This is a genomic window from Bradyrhizobium sp. 179 (assembly GCF_023073535.1).
GTDB lineage: Bacteria > Pseudomonadota > Alphaproteobacteria > Rhizobiales > Xanthobacteraceae > Bradyrhizobium.
The window spans coordinates 1-18,014 of sequence record NZ_JADPJR010000143.1; the positions used below are offsets into that span (position 1 = coordinate 1).

15 protein-coding genes, 1 pseudogene and 1 riboswitch are annotated in these 18,014 nt (G+C 58.3%); of the genes and pseudogenes, 12 read left to right on the forward strand and 4 right to left on the reverse strand.

Features of this window, described 5'->3' with window-relative positions; translation table 11 throughout:
- The first annotated feature begins 512 nt into the window (after nt 1-512).
- From trbF to IVB12_RS32920, 4 genes and pseudogenes are all read left to right on the forward strand, one after another.
- Nucleotides 513-1,193, forward strand: a complete 681-nt coding sequence (trbF, locus tag IVB12_RS32905) for a conjugal transfer protein TrbF (RefSeq protein ID WP_247305849.1) — start codon at nt 513-515, stop codon at nt 1,191-1,193.
- A 2-nt stretch (nt 1,194-1,195) separates the two neighbouring features.
- Nucleotides 1,196-2,170 carry a P-type conjugative transfer protein TrbG gene (gene trbG, locus IVB12_RS32910; protein WP_247305852.1) on the forward strand — a complete coding sequence of 325 codons (975 nt, stop codon included), beginning with the start codon at nt 1,196-1,198 and terminating at the stop codon, nt 2,168-2,170.
- The gene (locus IVB12_RS32915) at nt 2,167-3,366 is read left to right on the forward strand and encodes a TrbI/VirB10 family protein (RefSeq protein WP_247305854.1); all 1,200 of its coding nucleotides are present in this window, start codon (nt 2,167-2,169) and stop codon (nt 3,364-3,366) included. Before trbG ends, IVB12_RS32915 begins: the two co-directional genes overlap by 4 nt.
- A 2-nt stretch (nt 3,367-3,368) precedes the next feature.
- Nucleotides 3,369-3,610 (forward strand): annotated as a pseudogene (locus tag IVB12_RS32920) (DUF2274 domain-containing protein).
- Here IVB12_RS32920 and IVB12_RS32925 read toward each other — a convergent pair.
- The 4 genes from IVB12_RS32925 to IVB12_RS32940 all read right to left on the reverse strand — a co-directional run bounded on the left by IVB12_RS32925 (nt 3,583) and on the right by IVB12_RS32940 (nt 7,622).
- Complete coding sequence (locus IVB12_RS32925; RefSeq protein WP_247305856.1) at nt 3,583-4,536, reverse strand: LysR family transcriptional regulator; 954 nt, start codon at nt 4,534-4,536, stop codon at nt 3,583-3,585. The pseudogene IVB12_RS32920 and the gene IVB12_RS32925 overlap by 28 nt on opposite strands.
- 71 nt (nt 4,537-4,607) lie before the next feature.
- Nucleotides 4,608-5,240, reverse strand: coding sequence for an acyl-homoserine-lactone synthase (locus IVB12_RS32930; protein ID WP_247305859.1), 633 nt, complete (start codon nt 5,238-5,240; stop codon nt 4,608-4,610).
- A 97-nt stretch (nt 5,241-5,337) separates the two neighbouring features.
- The gene (locus tag IVB12_RS32935) at nt 5,338-6,078 is read right to left on the reverse strand and encodes a LuxR family transcriptional regulator (protein ID WP_247305862.1); all 741 of its coding nucleotides are present in this window, start codon (nt 6,076-6,078) and stop codon (nt 5,338-5,340) included.
- A 305-nt stretch (nt 6,079-6,383) separates the two neighbouring features.
- Complete coding sequence (locus IVB12_RS32940) at nt 6,384-7,622, reverse strand: D-amino acid dehydrogenase (RefSeq protein ID WP_247305865.1); 1,239 nt, start codon at nt 7,620-7,622, stop codon at nt 6,384-6,386.
- 150 nt (nt 7,623-7,772) lie between these two features.
- Nucleotides 7,773-7,870: riboswitch (glycine riboswitch) on the reverse strand.
- 293 nt (nt 7,871-8,163) lie between these two features.
- Here IVB12_RS32940 and ald point away from each other — a divergent pair.
- The 8 genes from ald (at nt 8,164) to IVB12_RS32980 (ending at nt 17,556) form a co-directional block, all read left to right on the forward strand.
- On the forward strand, nt 8,164-9,276 hold the full coding sequence (gene ald, locus IVB12_RS32945; RefSeq protein ID WP_247305867.1) for an alanine dehydrogenase: 1,113 nt from the start codon (nt 8,164-8,166) through the stop codon (nt 9,274-9,276).
- A gap of 717 nt (nt 9,277-9,993) precedes the next feature.
- On the forward strand, nt 9,994-11,598 hold the full coding sequence (locus IVB12_RS32950; RefSeq protein ID WP_247305869.1) for an ABC transporter substrate-binding protein: 1,605 nt from the start codon (nt 9,994-9,996) through the stop codon (nt 11,596-11,598).
- A gap of 5 nt (nt 11,599-11,603) precedes the next feature.
- Nucleotides 11,604-12,545: an ABC transporter permease gene (locus tag IVB12_RS32955; RefSeq protein ID WP_247305871.1), complete on the forward strand. Its 942-nt coding sequence runs from the start codon at nt 11,604-11,606 to the stop codon at nt 12,543-12,545.
- A 1-nt stretch (nt 12,546) separates the two neighbouring features.
- Nucleotides 12,547-13,428 (forward strand): ABC transporter permease, encoded by an 882-nt coding sequence (locus tag IVB12_RS32960; protein ID WP_247305873.1) that lies wholly within the window; start codon nt 12,547-12,549, stop codon nt 13,426-13,428.
- A gap of 7 nt (nt 13,429-13,435) precedes the next feature.
- A complete protein-coding gene (locus IVB12_RS32965; protein WP_247305881.1) occupies nt 13,436-14,437 on the forward strand; it encodes an ABC transporter ATP-binding protein in 1,002 nt (333 codons plus the stop codon).
- Nucleotides 14,434-15,450 (forward strand): dipeptide ABC transporter ATP-binding protein, encoded by a 1,017-nt coding sequence (locus IVB12_RS32970; RefSeq protein WP_247305874.1) that lies wholly within the window; start codon nt 14,434-14,436, stop codon nt 15,448-15,450. Before IVB12_RS32965 ends, IVB12_RS32970 begins: the two co-directional genes overlap by 4 nt.
- Before the next feature lie 356 nt (nt 15,451-15,806).
- Complete coding sequence (locus IVB12_RS32975; protein WP_247305876.1) at nt 15,807-17,177, forward strand: CapA family protein; 1,371 nt, start codon at nt 15,807-15,809, stop codon at nt 17,175-17,177.
- 193 nt (nt 17,178-17,370) lie between these two features.
- A complete protein-coding gene (locus IVB12_RS32980; RefSeq protein WP_247305879.1) occupies nt 17,371-17,556 on the forward strand; it encodes a transposase DNA-binding-containing protein in 186 nt (61 codons plus the stop codon).
- Nucleotides 17,557-18,014 lie beyond the last annotated feature (458 nt).

Genomic DNA, 18,014 nt, shown 5'->3' on the forward strand with positions numbered 1-18,014 from the left:
CAAAGCAGGCAGCGCAACAGACCAATCTGTAGGGGGTCAATTTTGGACGCCGATCCCCCTGCTTAGGGGGTCAATATTGCAGGCCGAATGACAAGCAGGGCTTGCGGCCGGCGCGGCCGGCCTTGCCGGCGGCGCGATTGCGGGCGCGGCACGTGGGGGCGGCGCGATCGCAACTAGCGCGACGAGCATGTTGCGGGCAGGGAGCTCGACGAGTGCGGAGTGAGGCAGGTTCGGCAAGTCCCTTGCGCTCGGTCGTGGCTGGCCTTGGTGGAACGTCGAGCGATGCCGGGAGGGGAGAAGGGGACTCTTCCACTGCGGCTTCCGACAATGCTCCCGAATGGGTTCGGCGGATGAAGCGGCGCAGACGATCAGTCATGGGACATCGGCGGCAACACAAGCAATCCGTTCGGGAGATCACGGTGGAGGCGGCGGATCTGTCGACCTCTCACAAGAGGATCGCTGACAGCTTCTTTCCCTCCAGTTCCATTCCCTGCCATCCTTGAGGTCAAGCAATGTTCAAACGATCGGCTGTTCACTATGGCCGCATGCCGCAAGCCGTCACTCCGTATCAACGGGACGCCCAGGTCTGGGACGACCGCATTGGATCTGCGCGTGTCCAGGCCAAGAATTGGCGCCTGATGGCGTTTGGCTGCCTTTTCCTCTCCGCAGGCTTTGCCGGAGCTCTGGTCTGGCAATCGGCCCACGGCACGATTACGCCCTGGGTGGTCGAGGTCGATCAGCTGGGCGAAGCGAAGACCGTTGCTCCGGCAAATGCCAGCTACCAACCCACCGACCCGCAGATCGCGTTTCACCTGGCGCGCTTCATCGAACATGTGCGTGGCCTGCCAATGGACGCCATCGTCCTCCGAGAAAACTGGCTCCATGCCTACGACTTCACGACAGATCGCGGCGCAGTCGCGCTCAATGACTATGCCCGCAACAACGACCCATTCGCAAAATTGGGTAAAACGCAAATTGCAGTTGAGGTATCGAGCGTCATCCGGGCCTCCCCTGAGAGCTTTCGCCTCGCCTGGATCGAGCGCCGCTACGACAGCGGCCAGCTTGCCGCGACTGAGCGCTGGAGCGCGATCGTCACGATCATCGTGGACATGCCGCGCGATCTGGATCGCTTACGGAAAAATCCGCTTGGCATCTACGTGTACGCCATCAACTGGTCGAAGGAGCTGGGTTAACAATGGGGTCAACTCTCGTTTTTCCTTCAAAGAGCATCCACCCGAGTGTACTCCTGGCTCTTCTGATCGGCGTGTCCGGGCTCCCTGGTTGCACCACGTTCAAACCGCCACAAATCAGTTATGACAACGAGATTCCGCCGGCGCCAGACTTGCCGGCCCTTGCCGATGATCGTTCGCGGCCGCTGCATGTGCCACCTAGCTGGAAGCCCGCGCGCGGCGGCAAGAGCGTGGAGGCCAAGGAGCCTGTCGAGCGCATTGAAACCGCAAATGACGCCGCACGCGTGCAGCCTCGCAAAGCCGGCTACTACAATGCAGTGCAGGTGTTTTCCTATAGCCCAGGGGCGCTCTACCAGATCTATGCCGCGCCCGGGCAAATTACGGACATTGCGCTTGAGCCCGGTGAGCAGCTGATCGGCTCGGGACCGGTTGCGGCCGGTGATACGGTGCGGTGGGTGGTCGGCGACACCGAAAGCGGCAACGGCGACACGCGCCGTGTCCACATCATGGTCAAGCCGACACGGCCCTTGATCGAGACCAATCTCGTCATCAACACCGACCGGCGCACTTACCTGGTGGAACTTCGCTCCCGCGAAAAGCCCTACATGCCCTCGGTTGCCTGGTTCTATCCGGAGGATCGGACCGCCCGTGCTACGGCTCTGCCACCGATGCCCTTCATCCCCGATCCGGCAGCGCGCCGCTACCGCTACGTCATCGAGGGCGACAGTCCGCCCTGGCGTCCAATCAACGCCTACGACGATGGCCGCAAGGTCTATGTCGAGTTCTCGCCGGGGATCGGCCAAGGCGAAATGCCGCCGCTGTTCGTGATCGGGCCTGACGGCAAGCCCGAGCTCGTGAACTACCGTGCCTACGGCAACATCCTGATCATCGACCGGCTGTTCGCTGCCGCCGAACTGAGACTGGGCGAGGAGCACCAGCAGAAGGTCAGGATCGTGCGAACGGACGGGAGGTCAATGTGACCGATACGGACCAGGCGAATGACACGCCGAGCGATGCGTCTAAGCCGCCGGAAGAGATCACCGAAACCCTGCGGCTTCGGTCAGATCGGCCGCAGGTGGTGCGCGTGTCGCTCAAGGTGCTTGCCGATGGTAGCGCCATTGTGCTCGTGCTCATCTCGGGCGCGGTGTTCTGGGCTTTGCAGAAGAAGCAATCGCGCAGTCCCGCCGCTGAGGAGCTTTACGCGACCGATCACCACAATGTCGCTGATCAGCTTGCAACCCTGCCGAAAGATTACACTGAGATCCCGAAAGGCGTGCCGCGTCTCGGGCCACCTTTGCCAGGTGATCTCGGCCGGCCGATCGTCGCCGCCCAAGGGTCGTCGACCTCAAGTCCGCTCGGAGTTGATGCCGAACAGCAGCGCGTTAATCAAGAGAGCGAGGCGCCACGCATCAGCAAAGTGTTCGCTGGCACCAGTGTCCGGCCCTCTGCCGCTGTGACGCCGGCGAATGAAACGCCGCCGAATGCCGCGACATCTGCTGACGAAGCTCTCGCCCAGAATGGACAGGACCGAAAACTTGCGTTCGTCAGCGCAACTGTTGGTCGCCGGACGACCAGTCCGGATCGCATGGCAAGGCCGGCTTCGCCCTTTGTGGTTCAGGCGGGTACGGTTATCCCGGCCGCCCTCATCACGGGAATCCGCTCTGACCTGCCTGGCCAGATCACGGCGCAAGTCACGGAAGCGGTGTACGATTCTCCTACCGGACGAGCACGCCTTATTCCCCAGGGAGCAAGGCTGATCGGGATCTACGACAGCCAGGTCGCATTCGGCCAGTCGCGGGTGCTCCTGGTCTGGACACGCCTCATCATGCCGAATGGGAGGTCAATGGTGCTGGAGCGGCAGCCGGGCGCGGATGCGGCAGGTTACTCCGGACTTGAGGATCAGGTCGACAATCACTGGAAGGAGCTGTTGGGGGCCGCTGCTCTTTCGTCTCCGCTTTCCATCGGCACCGAGGTGAATTCCGGAGCCGGCACGGGTAACGCTAACAGCGACCTCATTGCTGCGCTCCGCCGCGGGGCAGGGGATTCGGTCAATCAGACGGGCCAGCAGGTGGTCCGTCGCAATCTCAATATCCAGCCGACATTGACGATCCGTCCGGGATTTCCTGTGCGGGTCATCGTCAATCGCGATCTGGTCCTCGAGCCGTACAGGGGATGACAATGGCCAAGCTTAAGCTCGGTACAATCGAAGACGATAAACCGGTCAAAGTAACGCACGAACTACCTGCGAGCATCCACCGGGATCTCTGGCGTATGCCGATATCCTCGCACAGGAGACCGGTCAGCCGATTGGAGATCCCGCTAAGCTTATCGCGCCCATGCTCGCCCGCTTCATGGCAGCGGACCGGAGTTTCCGGAAAGCTCGACGAGCGCGTCAACGTCCGACCGGTGGCGGGGAATAGTGCCGAGAGAGCAGCTTCAGGAATTCCTGCAGGGCCGGGTTTTCATTGTCCCCGCGCCAATAGGCGAAAAAGTCGAAACGGCTCGGACCCGCATCATCGCGCAGCTCTCGGTAGGTAAGGCCCGAAAAATTTGCTCCCCTATCGGAGTCGAGGACCAGACTTCTTCCCGTGTGCATGCTGATGAGACTCTTGATGATGCCGCGACTAACCTCGTGACGCTCGATATTGGGCCGATCTTCAGACGAGAGTAGCTTGGAAATCAGAAGATCCTCGAGCTCCTTTCCTGGATCGTATTTGCTGAGCAACACCGTTTCGCGGCGCAGGTCGGTCCAGCACACGGTCTCGCTGCGGGCGAGAGGATGATCAGGAGGCAAGGCTACCAGAACACGCTCGCTCCAAAGCGGCATTTGCTCCGTGTCCAGCAAGGGGAGGGTCCCTGTCACGACCAGGATATCGAGCGTTCCGTTTCGAAGTGCCGCTGCCAAGCGCGTCCGTGATCGTTCGACCGTCGCAAGCTCGATCTGCGGGAATTGCCGCTTGAAATCGAGTAGGGAGGCTTGCAGGTCGCCTGCCGAGAGCGAGGTGCAGAAGCCGACGGCCAAACGGCCCGCTTCGCTGTAGTGAACGGATCTCGCTGTAGCGATGAGCGCGTCGAATTCCTCCAGTATAACCCTTGCCAGCCGCAGCACGTTGCGGCCGGCCTGCGCCGGCCGCACGCCTCCGCTATAACGATCGAAGATAGCGATGCCCAAGTGGTGTTCGATCTCGTCGATTCTTCGGCTGAGGCTCGATTGTTGCAACCTCAGCAACTCCGCGGCTCCCCGGAAGCTGCCACAATCGGCCGCGGCAACCGCCGATCTCAGGTGTTTCAGTTCGATTGCCTTGCTGGCTTGGAGGGAGTGTCTTGATCGACGTGGTTTGTGCATCGTAAGCCTTAAATAGATAGGCTTTTCGCGCCAATTTGCAGCGATTCCTCGATTGTACTTACTTCCAGATCCTAGGCGGCCGCCCGGATGACTGGAGCCCAGAGCACCGGCCCTGAGATGTGCCCTGCTTTGCGGATGCGATTCAACGCATCCGGCGAGACCTCCAGGTACCCGGCAACAGCCGTGGTGTTTCCCAAAGAACGGGCCTTCCCGATCGGACGGAGAGGCCAGCCCGCGCGCCGGAGAATGCGCTCCATCCGGGCGTCGGTGACAGTGACGATTTCGGTCAGGCGAATGGAAAGGCCAAACTCGACCATGCCCGCAAAAAGCTCGTACGTGGCGGCAGCAAGTCCGCCACTCGCCTTTGACGCATCTGGACAAAGATCGAGCGCAAACCGGCTGCTCTCCCAGATCTGGCCGTCTTTTGGCGCCGCGACCCCCTCTAGGAGAGCTGGAAAAATGTCCCTGAGCATGTTTGGACCGGTTGACGGCAACAGTCGAACGCAACCTTGAATCCGCCCATCGCTCGAGCGATACAGTAGATGCACCGGCCGGAGGACGTCAAACTCGTCTAGCTCTATGTCACCGCTAATCTGGACGTCCCAATTCAGGCGCTCCTTGAAAAGGCGATAGCGCAACCGATGCATCTCGGCGAGCTCATTGATGAATTCACCATAGTGGTCTGGCGTGACGAGCAGCATCATTTGCTGTCCCCCTGCTTTTGGTAGACAGATCAAAGCAGGCAGCTGAAGCAAACGCATCCTGTGCAGATGCACAGGCTGCTAACGGCCAGGCAGCCAACTATTTTAGAGATTTTGCCTCAGCTAGGCGCGCGACTGCTTGACAAATCGTGCGAGCACCGAGCTTCGCTCGAGCATTATCCAGATGAAACGCGGCCGTTCGTCGAGAGATTCCTAGGATCCTTCCGATCTCCCAGGCAGACTTGCCGCGAGAGGACCATTCCAGACATTCAAGCTCGCGAGGCGACAACTGTGCTCCATCGATTGGGGTTTCATCTCGGAGCTTTCGGCGAACATGCGCATGAAAGAACATCGCCGTTAGCTGCAGGACTCGAGCGTTTGAGGTCACACAGCGATCGAATAGAATATTTCGCCGCTCGCAGGCGAAGGTTAAAGCAGCTTCAGGACGGTGACGATCGTAAATTGGAACGGTAAACCCGAACCGAATTCCGAACTTGGAAGCTTCCTCGAGCAGCTCCTGTTGTGCCGGAGAAATATTGGGTAACGACAGCCCTCGACCCCATTGAAAGGGCTCTGGGTTTTGCAAAGCCCGCACGATCACAGGATCAACCTGCTGATAGTGACTGCGCACGTAGTGTGCGACCCAATTGGCAGGGTAAGTTGAGATCACCAGTGGCTTCTTGCTTGTCCGAGATGGCAATGCGAGGTATGCGAAGCAAGACAGGTCCAGCGCTGTCGCAATCGTGGCCATTGCTTCCGAGAAGGAGGCCGGATCCTCAGCGTGTGATAGACGATCAATGAATCCTTGGAAGGCGCGATCGTGCTCCTCTATGGTTGTCATCGGGTATGCGATAATTGACGCAGCCTTCCCTGAACCGATCCTCCGCGCTTTTGAGCTAGCAGCAAGACGGCACGAGGGCTCGCCAGTTCTCGCCGCAGAAACCTCCGTCATCTAGCGCGGGTGGTCCAGCCATCAGGTCAGTCCTTTCACGCAGCATCGATCAGGATCAGCAAGTTTGAAATGCCGTCAACGTGCGCTGCGGCTTCGGGCCGACCGCACAAAGAGGCGAACCCCCGCGAGCGTATGCTCACAGCTTTGATGTGGCTGTGAGCATGGCTTCGCCGGAGCTACCACCCCGTTACCAGTCAGGCCGCCGATCGCTCACTTCTCGTGCTATCATCCATCGCATCGGCAATCATCTCTGCTGTAAGTGGCGACAACGTCCAGCCGAGATGACCATGGCCCGTATTGTAGAAGATGTTCGGTTTCTTGCCCCTGCCAACCCTTGGCATCATGCTGGGCATCATGGGGCGCAAGCCGGCCCACGGCACCACCTGGGCAGTGGAGATAGCAGGGAATAATCGCTCCACCCACTGCACCAGAGGCCTAATTCGGTCGGCGCGAATGTCGCGATTCTCGCCGTTGAATTCTGCCGTCCCAGCCACACGGAAGCGATTCTCTCCCAGTCGACTGGTTACAATCTTGGTTGCCTCGTCGAGGAGGCTCACACGTGGCGCGGCCTTTTGGCTTGCTTCGTCCGCTAGGTCCACGGTGATGGAATATCCCTTGACCGGATAGATGTTAACGCGGTCCCCAAGCATTGAAGCAATCTGGCGGCTGCCAATTCCGGCACAAATCACAGCTCTTTGGCTCTTTAGCTCATTCGTGAGGGGCCCTTCTTGCCACCGCACGAGCACGCCTTCTGAATCGGCTCGCACTTCGCATATCTCGGTCCCAAAAACGAACCGCACCCCTTTTCGTTCACAAGCCGCAGCGAGTCCGCGGGTGAACTTGTGAATGTCGCCAGTTGAGTCCGATGGAGTGAAGAATCCTCCATAATGCTGACCTTGCAGCGCGGGTTCTATCTCGCGCATCTCCGACGGGGTCACCGGACGGCGATCCAATCCACCCTCGACCAGCAGCTCATTCACTCGCGAAGCCGCATCGAAGTCACTCTTGTTGGAATAAATGTGCAAGATGCCTCGCCGCTCCAGGTCGAAAGCGATGCCTTCCTGATTGGCAATGTCGAACAGATGCCGGCGAGCGGCGATCGCGAGTCTAGTCGTCTCGATCGTGTTGCGACGATAGTGGCGAATCTGGCCGATGAACTCCGCCAACCAAGTATATTTGTGAATACTTGGACTAGGGTTCAGCAACAATGGTGCGTCACTGCGCAGCATCCATCTGAGACCTTTGACGATGGTCCCCAGGTTATTCCAGACCTCGGCATTGCTCGCCGACAATTGACCTCCATTGGCAAACGAGGTCTCCATCGCAGGATAACGCTGACGGTCAAAGACCGTGACCGAGTGGCCGCGGACGGCCAGCGCATAAGCGGTTGTAACGCCGGTGATACCGGATCCGATGATAGTGATCGTGCTCATCATGTGCTCCAAGACAAACGGGAATGAACGGCGAAACGGCTTTCACCATTGCGTCGCCCCAAATCTGTCCGTGCACCTGAGAGCTTGCCCGCTATCCTGAGAAGCGGTCCCCTTCGGTGGGTACCAATCGGCACCTCTCTCCAGATTGTCCTTTTGCGTGCGGTCCTGGGCCTGAGAGTTTCCTTGGGGAGTTGCTCCGTCGGCGGCGATGGGCCTGCCGGCTCACCGCACTCTCCCGCACACCGTCATCAGACATGACAATCCTCTCAAGCGTGCTGCGACATGTCAAGTCGCCAGGTATCCTCAACTTCAACAAAGCTGAAGCACGCGATGGTGAACGTCATCGTGTCGGAAACGAAGATGCGCGATTAACACCGAAGAAATTAGCGGAGCGTTTTTATGTCCAGCATGCTCGCGACCGCGGCTGCGCTTGAATCCTGCGCGACAACAAAGAAATCAATGGATTCCTGCGCTATTTGTCGATGTGCGGTGCAGTTTGCACTGGGAAGTCCCTGTTAGAAAGCTCAGAAGGAGAGTCCAGATGAAGGTCGGCGTTCCCAAGGAAATAAAAGCGCACGAATACCGCGTCGGTCTTACGCCCGCCGCCGTACGCGAGTATGTGGCGGCGAGCCATAGCGTAGTCGTTGAGTCCAATGCTGGAGCTGGGATTGGCGCTGCAGACGACGATTATCGCAAGGCTGGCGCAACAATCCTGGACTCCGCTCGAGAGGTATTTGCATCGAGCGAGATGATCATAAAGGTCAAGGAGCCCCAGCCTTCCGAGTGGGCTCAGCTGCGAGACAACCAGATTCTCTTCACTTATCTGCATCTGGCAGCAGACCCAGAGCAGGCTAAGGGCCTTATGAAGTCTGGCTGCACCGCAATTGCTTACGAGACCGTGACTGACGCGCACGGCAGTCTTCCGCTGCTTGCGCCTATGAGCGAGGTCGCGGGCAGGCTCGCGATCGAGGCGGCCGGGGCAGCCCTGAAGCGCCATGCGGGCGGGCGAGGGCTCTTGATCGGAGGCGTTCCAGGTGTTCAGCCGGCCCGTGTCGTCGTGATCGGAGGCGGCGTTGTCGGCACGCATGCGGGACGCATGGCGGCGGGCTTGGGTGCCGAGGTCACAATTCTCGACCGCTCGATACGGCGGCTTCGCGAATTGGATGAGTTATTCGAAGGACGCGTTCGCACCAGGTTTTCAACAATAGCTGCTGTTGAGGACGAAGTGTTCGCGGCGGACGTGGTCATCGGGGCGGTGCTCGTTCCTGGCGCGAGCGCCCCCAAGCTTGTCAGCCGAGGCATGTTGAGGTCGATGCGCAAAGGCTCTGTGGTGGTCGATGTGGCAATCGATCAGGGCGGATGCTTCGAGACCTCGCGTCCGACGACGTATGCTGATCCAACTTACGAAGTAGACGGCGTCATTCACTATTGTGTTTCCAACATGCCTGGAGCTGTTCCGCTCACCTCAAGCCAAGCGCTGAATAATGCCACGCTGCCCTTTGGGTTGGCTCTTGCCAACAAGGGATTTGCAGCCGTGCTCGAAAATCCGCATCTGCGCGCAGGCCTGAATGTTTATAGGGGGCGGCTGACTTACAAAGCCGTGGCCGAGAGTCTCGGCCTGCCATTCTCACCGATCGAACAGGCTGCAGCCTGATCCCAGAGGTCCCACATGGGACGTTTCCTCCCTGACTTGGTGGGGCCACTCCTTTGGAGTGGCCCCTTTTTTGAGACTCCAAAGCTCCGCCAATGAAGCCTGCGTCCCTCGGCATTGGTGAGATCAACTCGTGTGGTGCGACGGACGAATGGACAAATAGTGGTCGGCATTCGTGAGCTGCCCGGATTGACTGCTCGAGAACTCACGTTTCGTGGTGCCATCAGGTTGCTGGCTCCCGCCGCGTGTCCAGTCACCGAGAAGCAGCGCGATCGGGCGTTTACGGCACACCGATCCAAACGGATGCGCTAGCATGCGTCGGAGGCGCGCCGGCTCAGGGCGATGTGGAACGCCTCGACCTGCCGATCGACCGCGCGCTCCGACTTCGTGGAGCGATTGCGCTGCACAGAATCGATGGACTGTCCTCATTCAAACAGCTGCTTCCTGCCGGTGCAGATTTCCTGCTGAAGCTGTCAATGTCGCGAACTTTGATAGTCGGCCGGTCATCTCAACGACGGGCGCTAACCAGCGCCATTTGGAGCCAATCGTCGCGATGCAGAAAGCCGCCGTATTTGGCGTAAATAGAGAGATATCTTCCGACCTTCCGGGTAAATCGCTGAAAAACTGCAGCCGGGCTTTATAACAATAATAGCGGCCGGGACCTGCAGCGCCAGCTTGGTCATAAGCGCCAACGAGCACGGCTGAAAGAGGGCGAGCGGAATGGCTATATCTCGACGTGACGCACTTAGGCTAGGCCTGACAACCGGAGCGGCGCTATCGATCGCGGGAGGGCTGCGGGCACAGGCGGCGCCAATTGCCGCGCGGACCGCCCGCATGGTGATGGCCGGTGACCTCCGCGTCTTCGATCCGATTTTTACAGCCGCCACCATCACCGCCAACCATGGCTTGGCCATTTATGAAACGCTGTTCTCGCTGGACTCCAAGCTTGTTCCGCAGCCGCAAATGGTGGGGAAGTGGGCCGTTTCTGAAGACAAGAAGACCTATTCGTTCGAGCTCCGTAGTGGTCTAAGCTGGCACGACGGCACCCCGGTCACTGCAGCGGACTGTGTGGCCTCCATTCGTCGTTGGAGTCAGGTAGATTCCGGCGGACGTCTGATCATGGAACGAGCCAGAGATATCTCAAAGATTGATGACAGGTCGTTCACAATTGCGCTCAAGGAGCCGTTGGATCTTTTGATCCATATTCTCGCGAAGGTGTCGGAGCCATGTCTGTTCATCATGCGCGAGCAGGACGCAAATCGTCCTGCAACCGAGCAGGTGACCTCGAATATTGGGTCGGGGCCTTTTAAGTTCAATCATGCCCTTGCCAAGCCGGGCGCAAGCTTCACCTACGATCGCAATGAAAAATATGTACCTCGCAGCGAGCCGCCCGACGGATTCGCCGGCGGGAAGGTTGTTAAGCTCGATCGCGTCATTTGGGACAATATTTCCGATCAGCAGACTGCTTTCGCAGCCTTGCAAGCGAGTGAGATTGACTTCATTCAAACGGCCCCTCTTGATCTTTTGTCGGTGATCGAAAGCGACCCTGGTCTTGTGCTCCAGGTTTTAGACAAGACGGGCAGCGATGTATGCCTGCGCATGAACTTTCTGCAGAAGCCGTTCGACAACGTGAAGGCGCGTCAAGCCGTGCTTCACTTGATTGATCAGGAAGCGTTCGTGCGCGTCAGGTCCCCCGACCCAAAATACGGCCGCCCCATCACTTCGATATTTGGGGCCGGAACGGTCTATTCCAACGACGAAAATACCGGATGGTACAAGAAGGGCGGCGATCCGGAAGAGGCCAAGCAGTTGTTTCAGGCGGCTGAATATGCCGGCGAGAAGGTCGTCATTCTCCAGCCCACGAACATACCATTTCTCGACAATGCCTCGCAGCTTCTGGCGGCCGCACTACGCAAGATCGGGGTCAATGCCGAACTCGCGCCAAGCGATTGGGGCGGGATCGTCACGCGTCGGACCAACAAAGGACCCATTGAGAACGGGGGCTGGAACATCTTCATCACGAGCGATTCCGATTACGTCCAGGGTGATCCTATCGCTGCACCCTTCCTGTCCGCAAATGGCGACAAGGCTTGGTATGGCTGGCCGAAGAGTGACGACTATGAGGCTCTTAGGGCCAAATGGGCAGATATGAAAACACTCGAGGAGCGGAAGGCGCTCGCCCGCAAGATGCAAGGAGTATGGTGGGACTTTGTGGGCGACGTTCGGTTGGGTCAAATTATGTCGCCAACCTTACGCCGTAAGGCGCTCACCGGCCTTATTAGCATGCCGCAGCATATTGCGATGTGGAACATGCAGAAGGCCTGAGCGCAATGGGTGCCTACATCCTTCGCAGAATAATTTCGACCGTCGGCGTCATGGCGATGGTCGGGATGTTCATCTTCCTGCTTCTCAGGCTGTCGCCTGGCGATCCAGCGGCGATCATAGCCGGCGATACAGCCACGCCAGAGATGATAGCCGGCATTCGCGAAAAGCTGGGAGTTAACGACCCGCTGCCAGTTCAGTTCGTGCATTGGGCGCTGGGCATCCTCGGTGGCGACTTTGGAGTCTCAATCTTTACAGGTCGACCGGTTCTCCAACTGATTTCACAGAGGCTCGAGCCTACGATTTCCCTTTCGATACTAGCGATGATCTTTTCGGTCACGGTAGGGGTTGCTTTCGGTATCCTTGCCGCGTCGCGCGTCTGCGGCATTGTCGATCGTGTCCTAACGGCCGTCGCGGCGCTCGGTTTCTCAGTCCCGGTGTTTGTGATTGGCTATTTTTTTATCTACTGGTTTGCCTTCAGTATGCATTGGTTACCGGTCCAAGGATACGAGCCGATTGATCATGGCATCGGGTCCTGGTTTGTGCACCTGATCTTGCCGACCCTGACCCTAGGTCTGGCCTATGTTGCTCTCATCGCTCGGATCACACGGGCAAGCATGCTTGAAGTCCTCGCAGAAGACTATATGCGAACGGCCGCCGCCAAGGGCGCCTCGGCGTTTTCGATGCTTTTCTCGCACGCTCTGAAGAACGCGGGTGTCCCGATCCTCACCGTCATAGGCATAAGTTTCGCATTTTTGATCTCTGGGGTTGTCATCACAGAGACAGTTTTCAACATACCTGGTGTAGGTCGCTTGACAGTCGATGCAATCAACAACCGGGACTATCCCATCATACAAGGCGTGCTGATCCTCTGTTCGGGCGCGTACGTCCTTCTCAATCTCGTGGTCGATCTCGCTTACACTCTGATCGATCCTCGCATCCGGTACTAGCATGACCCCCCTTAGCGCACCAGTTGAAGCCACATTGATGAGCCGGCTGCCAACCGTTGATGTCACTCGTGTCGCGAGGCGACATCCGCTGGTATTTGTGGGCGGCGTTACCTTGGCCCTGTTGATCGTCCTAGCGCTAGCTGCACCGCTATACGCAGGCGATCCACTGACACTCGATCCGTTCAGACGTCTAAAGTCGCCTTCCGCCGATATGTGGTTCGGAACCGACCATTTAGGCCGTGACGTATTTGCGCGAACGGCGTTCGGCGCCCGAGTCTCACTCATGGTGGGATTGACGTCGGCAGCGAGTGCGGTTCTGGTCGGACTACTGGTCGGTATCGTGGCCGGCTACAACCGGGGCTTCGATGGTGTTGTGATGCGAGTCATGGACGGCCTGATGTCCATCCCGACGGTTCTGTTGGCCATTGCCCTCGTCTCTCTGACGCGCGGGGGACCCGGCATTCTCATCGCCGCTATCACGATCCCTCAGATTCCAAGCGTCGCGCGGCTGGTTCGTTCGGTAGTTCTCAGCGTTCGGGTGCGTCCCTATGTGGAGGCAGCGATCTGTGGCGGTGCACGCCTGCCGAAGGTGCTATGGCGCCATATCCTCCCGAGCACAATTCCCCCGCTCATGGTTCAGAGCGCCTATGTCTCTGCGAATGCAATTCTGACAGAGGCCGGGCTGAGTTTCCTGGGTGCGGGAGTGCCACCTGAGATCCCCAGCTGGGGCAACATGATCTCAGGCTCGCGCTTGTATCTCCCAATCGCGCCATGGACGATCTTTGCCCCAGGCATCTGCCTTGCCGTCATGGTCCTTGCCGTCAATTTGCTCGGGGATGGCTTGCGCGACATGTTCGACCCCCGCTCAAAGCGGAGGCGCTGACGTGAACATGGAAACAGCCGCAGGGAATGATGTGCTTTTGGATGTCCGAAAACTAGAGACAGCCTTTTACGGCGAGGAAAGCGTTACCCGTGCCCTTGGTGGCATCAGCTTCCAGGTAAAGAGTGGCGAAACGCTCGGCGTTGTCGGCGAATCTGGCTGCGGCAAGAGTGTCACCGCGCTCTCCATTCTTCGCTTGTTGCCGAAGCTGACGGCCAAGACCGTAGGCGGGGAGATCCGCTTTCTTGGCCGCGATCTTCTCAAACTGTCGGATCGAGAGATGCGGAAGATTCGGGGCGGCCGGATCGCCATGATCTTTCAAGAGCCCATGACAAGTTTGAATCCGGTTCAGACAGTTGGGCGACAGATCGCCGAAGCGATCAGGATCCACACGTTCGCCTCTTGGTCAGACGCGATGGCAAAGTCTATAGAGATGCTCCATCTGGTTCGCATCGGGGATCCCGAGCGACGCGCCAACAACTATCCTCACGAAATGTCTGGGGGCATGCGACAGCGTGCCATGATTGCGATGGCAGTCGCTTGTTCACCGGATCTGCTGATTGCCGACGAGCCAACGACTGCACTCGACGTCACTATGCAGGCTCAGATCTTGCGACTGATTGTCGATCTGAAAAAGCGCATGCGAACAGCCGTCATGTTCATCACGCATGATCTGGGAGTTGTAGCCGAGACGTGCCAACAGGTGATCGTCATGTACGCTGGACGAATCGTGGAGCAAGCCACCGTAACTGACCTGTTCGCGCAGCCCGCGCATCCGTATACCCAAGGCCTCATGCGCTCGGTGCCTGATTCGCGGCACGGACGTCAGCGCCGCCTTCCGGAAATTCCCGGCATTGTACCAAGCCTGCGCGAGCCCATCGTGGGTTGCAGCTTCGCGCCCCGCTGTCCATTCGCAATAAGTATTTGCCGCGAGAAGACGCCCACCATGCATGAGGTCGGACGGGGCCACACCGCGGCTTGTTGGCGCGCCGGGGAGGTGGTGGCCGCATGAGCAAGCCCCTGCTAAAGGTCGAACAACTCACGAAGCATTATCCGCTGGCTACAGGGCGCCTGAAGAAGACCGGACCGGTGGTGCGGGCCGTGGAGGATGTGTCTTTTTCAGTCGCGGCAGGTGAGACGCTCTGCATCGTCGGCGAATCCGGCTGTGGCAAATCCACCATCGCACGGCTCCTAATGCGGATCTTGGAACCGACGGGCGGGCGCGTATTGCTGAACGGGACCGACATTGCGGGTCTCAACGCGCAGGAACTTCGCACGTGGCGCCGTCAAATGCAGATGGTTTTTCAGGATCCTTACGCGTCACTGAATCCTCGTCTCAGCGCCAAACAGATCATCACTGAACCCGTTGAGAACTTTGAGCGTCTCAGCCGAAAGCAACGCCACGCGCTTGCCGCGGACCTGCTCCGAAAGGTCGGAATGTCGCCTGAGGTGATGCACAGGCTTCCGTCCGAGTTTTCGGGTGGGCAGCGGCAGCGGCTCGGCATCGCGCGGGCGCTAGCTTTGCAGCCTTCGCTCATCATCGCCGACGAGGCGGTCTCTGCCCTCGACGTGTCTGTGCAGGCACAGATCTTAAATCTGCTTCTCGATCTCCAGCGGGAAATGGGTATAGCTTTCGTCTTCATCTCACATGACCTTAAGGTCGTGCAGCATATCGGCCACCACGTTGCGGTCATGTATTTGGGGCGGATCGTGGAACTCGCCCCGTGCGAGGCACTCTTCGCCAAGCCGGTTCACCCTTACACCGAGGCGCTGATCGCGGCCGTACCGGTGCCCGATCCCACGCGAGTTCGATTGGAGGCCCCTTTGGATGGCGAGGTGCCGAGCCCGATCGATCCTCCGAAAGGATGCACGTTTCACCCGCGCTGTCCGCTCGCAGTTGAGCGTTGCCGGGTCGACCTGCCGCCTTTGGTTCCTATGGCAGACGGGCGCGTCGTGGCTTGTCACGTGCGCGCGCCAGCCGCGAACATCCACGCCTTTCCTTTTGTGCCAGCCAACTCTTGCTGACTTCCATGGCCTGGCAACAGAGTCCGTACTGAGGCGATTTCGCACAAATGCTCGCCACCATTCTTCTAAAGCAATGCGTTTTCCTTCTGCGATAGAGCATGAAAGCTTCGCGCGGCGTATCTCGGAGGGACGTCATGCCGTCAGACCATCCATGGGAGCGGCACATACCAGCGCCGCGCGCCAACTCCGCCGCGGACCTGTGAACTTCCGATCAGGGTACACCAGAGCTTATTGTCGTGAAAGCGGCTCTCCCAAAGTCACCGCTTCGAGTCCGCGCTGCGCCCACCGACGGGCCAATCATTTAGACCAACGACTGATGCCAATCATCAAAACGCGCACTCGCGAAAGGAGATCAAATGCGAGAAAAGGGTAGTCATTCGATTCAGCATGACAGTGGCTATGACATAGTCGGTTCGATCGAAACGAACGTTGCGGACGGCTTCAAGCTGATAGCAGTTGGCGACCTCCTCGTCACGCGGGCGTTGACCAAAGGTCAACACCAGGGCTTCAGTGATGTCCTCAAGATCCTTCAGGATGGTGATGTCGCATTTGGCAACCTTGAAACAAGTATCTTCGATATCCGATCATTCACTGGCAGTCCGCAGGCAGAGTACGGAGGTGATTATCTCATCAGCTTACCAGAACTCGGTCCCGATTTGACGGCGATGGGATTTAACATGTTAAGTCGCGCCAACAACCATACGCTTGACTGGGGCATCGAAGGCATGCGCGAGACGAGCCGAGTGCTCGATCAAAACGGGATTATCCATGCAGGTGCGGGCGAGAATCTTTCACAGGCGGGCGCCGCTCGCTTTCTGGAAACCGCACGGGGGCGCGTGGCGTTGCTGTCGTTTGCTACAACCTTCACACCGTTGTCTCGTGCGGCCGATCCCGCAGGCGAGGCGCCGGGCAGGCCAGGACTCAACACTCTTCGTTTGGTACCAAGCATTGTGGTGCCGCCGGAGATGCTTGAGAGCCTCAGACGGATACGTGAGGTCTTGCCCGGCTACAAATCTGCTGGTGAGGATCCCAACCGGGTCGTGCTCGCTAAAACGACCTACAAAAAAGGCGACAAGGCGGGCTACAGCTACGAACCCGATCCGCGCGATGCTGACGATATCTTACGGAACGTACGACGGGGCAAGCAGTTTGCCGACTTCTGCTTGGTCACAAATCACGGTCACGAGCCCGGAAATTGGTGCCAAGAACCGCCGGATTACGAGCAAGCGTTTGCGCATAGGCTGATCGATGCAGGCGCAGACGCATACATCGTTCATGGACCGCACCAGCTGCGAGGCATCGAAATCTATAAGGGTCGGCCGATCTTTTACAGCGTGGGGAACTTCACTTTTGACAATCTTCAGACCCCGGTGGGCGCAGACATGTTCGCTGCCTACGGTAAGGACCCTCGCGTCCATACCGATGCCGAGGTCACTGTTGACGAGATGGTAGTTGGATTCCAGACGGCTCCGGGGTTCACAGACCCCATCTTCTACGATAGCGTTATCACCGTCAGTCGATTTGAGCAGAACCAACTTGCTGAATTGCGGCTTTATCCTATCGAACTCGGTCACTCCAAGAGGTTCGCCAACCGGGGCATCCCGCGTCTCGCCTCAACACAGCAAGCAAGAGCCATACTTGAGCGTCTACAGAAGCTTTCCGAGCCATTTGAAACGCAAATCGCTATCGAGAGCGACATTGGAGTGATTAGACTGCGGCCCGGGTAGGCAAAATAACGCTGCTTCGATGACTTCGCCGAGTTCAGCCATGGAAAGAAGTTTCAAAATCGGCTGAGGGGCACTTCAAGCTCTTTTCAATTACCCATAACTTTGACCACTCGGACTGATCCGCTGATCGGCGAAATCTTGAATCGAAAAGAATCACTTGTGATTCCTTTCTGAGCACCTGATTTGCGAGGGGGTGCTCTATGGGGCGACATTAAGGGATCGACCGACGAAAGGCGGTTGGCGGTCCCGGGAAGGTGAATGCTGGATTGATCGAGAGAGTAGTGGATGCGAGTTTAGGCACGCGCGGCTCGGCGACAGATTCCGCAAACTGATCACGCAGATTGGAAGCCGCCATGGGACAAGCATTCCGCTCGTCTGACAGGATTGGGCGAATACAAGGCAGCCTACCGCTTCTTCTCTAATGACCGGGTCAGCGAAGCGGACATTCTGGCCGGCTACTTCTAATCGAACGTGATTGAGCCGCCGCCACTGAAGGTCTCGTTCTTGTGCTGCACGCTACAATCGAGTTCAGCTATCAACGCGAGAAGTCGGAAGCGATCGACATCACCAAGAGCATAAACAGTGGCCGGGATAAGGCCGGTCGCCTCAGATCGCACACGGTTTGCGGCATGATGCTCAACCGTTCCGTCCAGACGCTCTCGTGTTGACTGCGACTGAAACCGGCGTGCTCGATCGCCTCGTCAACGACAAACCAAAAAGCAAGACAGACAATGCTCTGTATCCCTCCGGCGTCGGCCGCCTTGTTTAGTTTGAGAGGCGGCCCGAGGATTTGACCTTAAGTCTAGCTTTAAGGTCACGGTGCGAATGCAGGTGAAT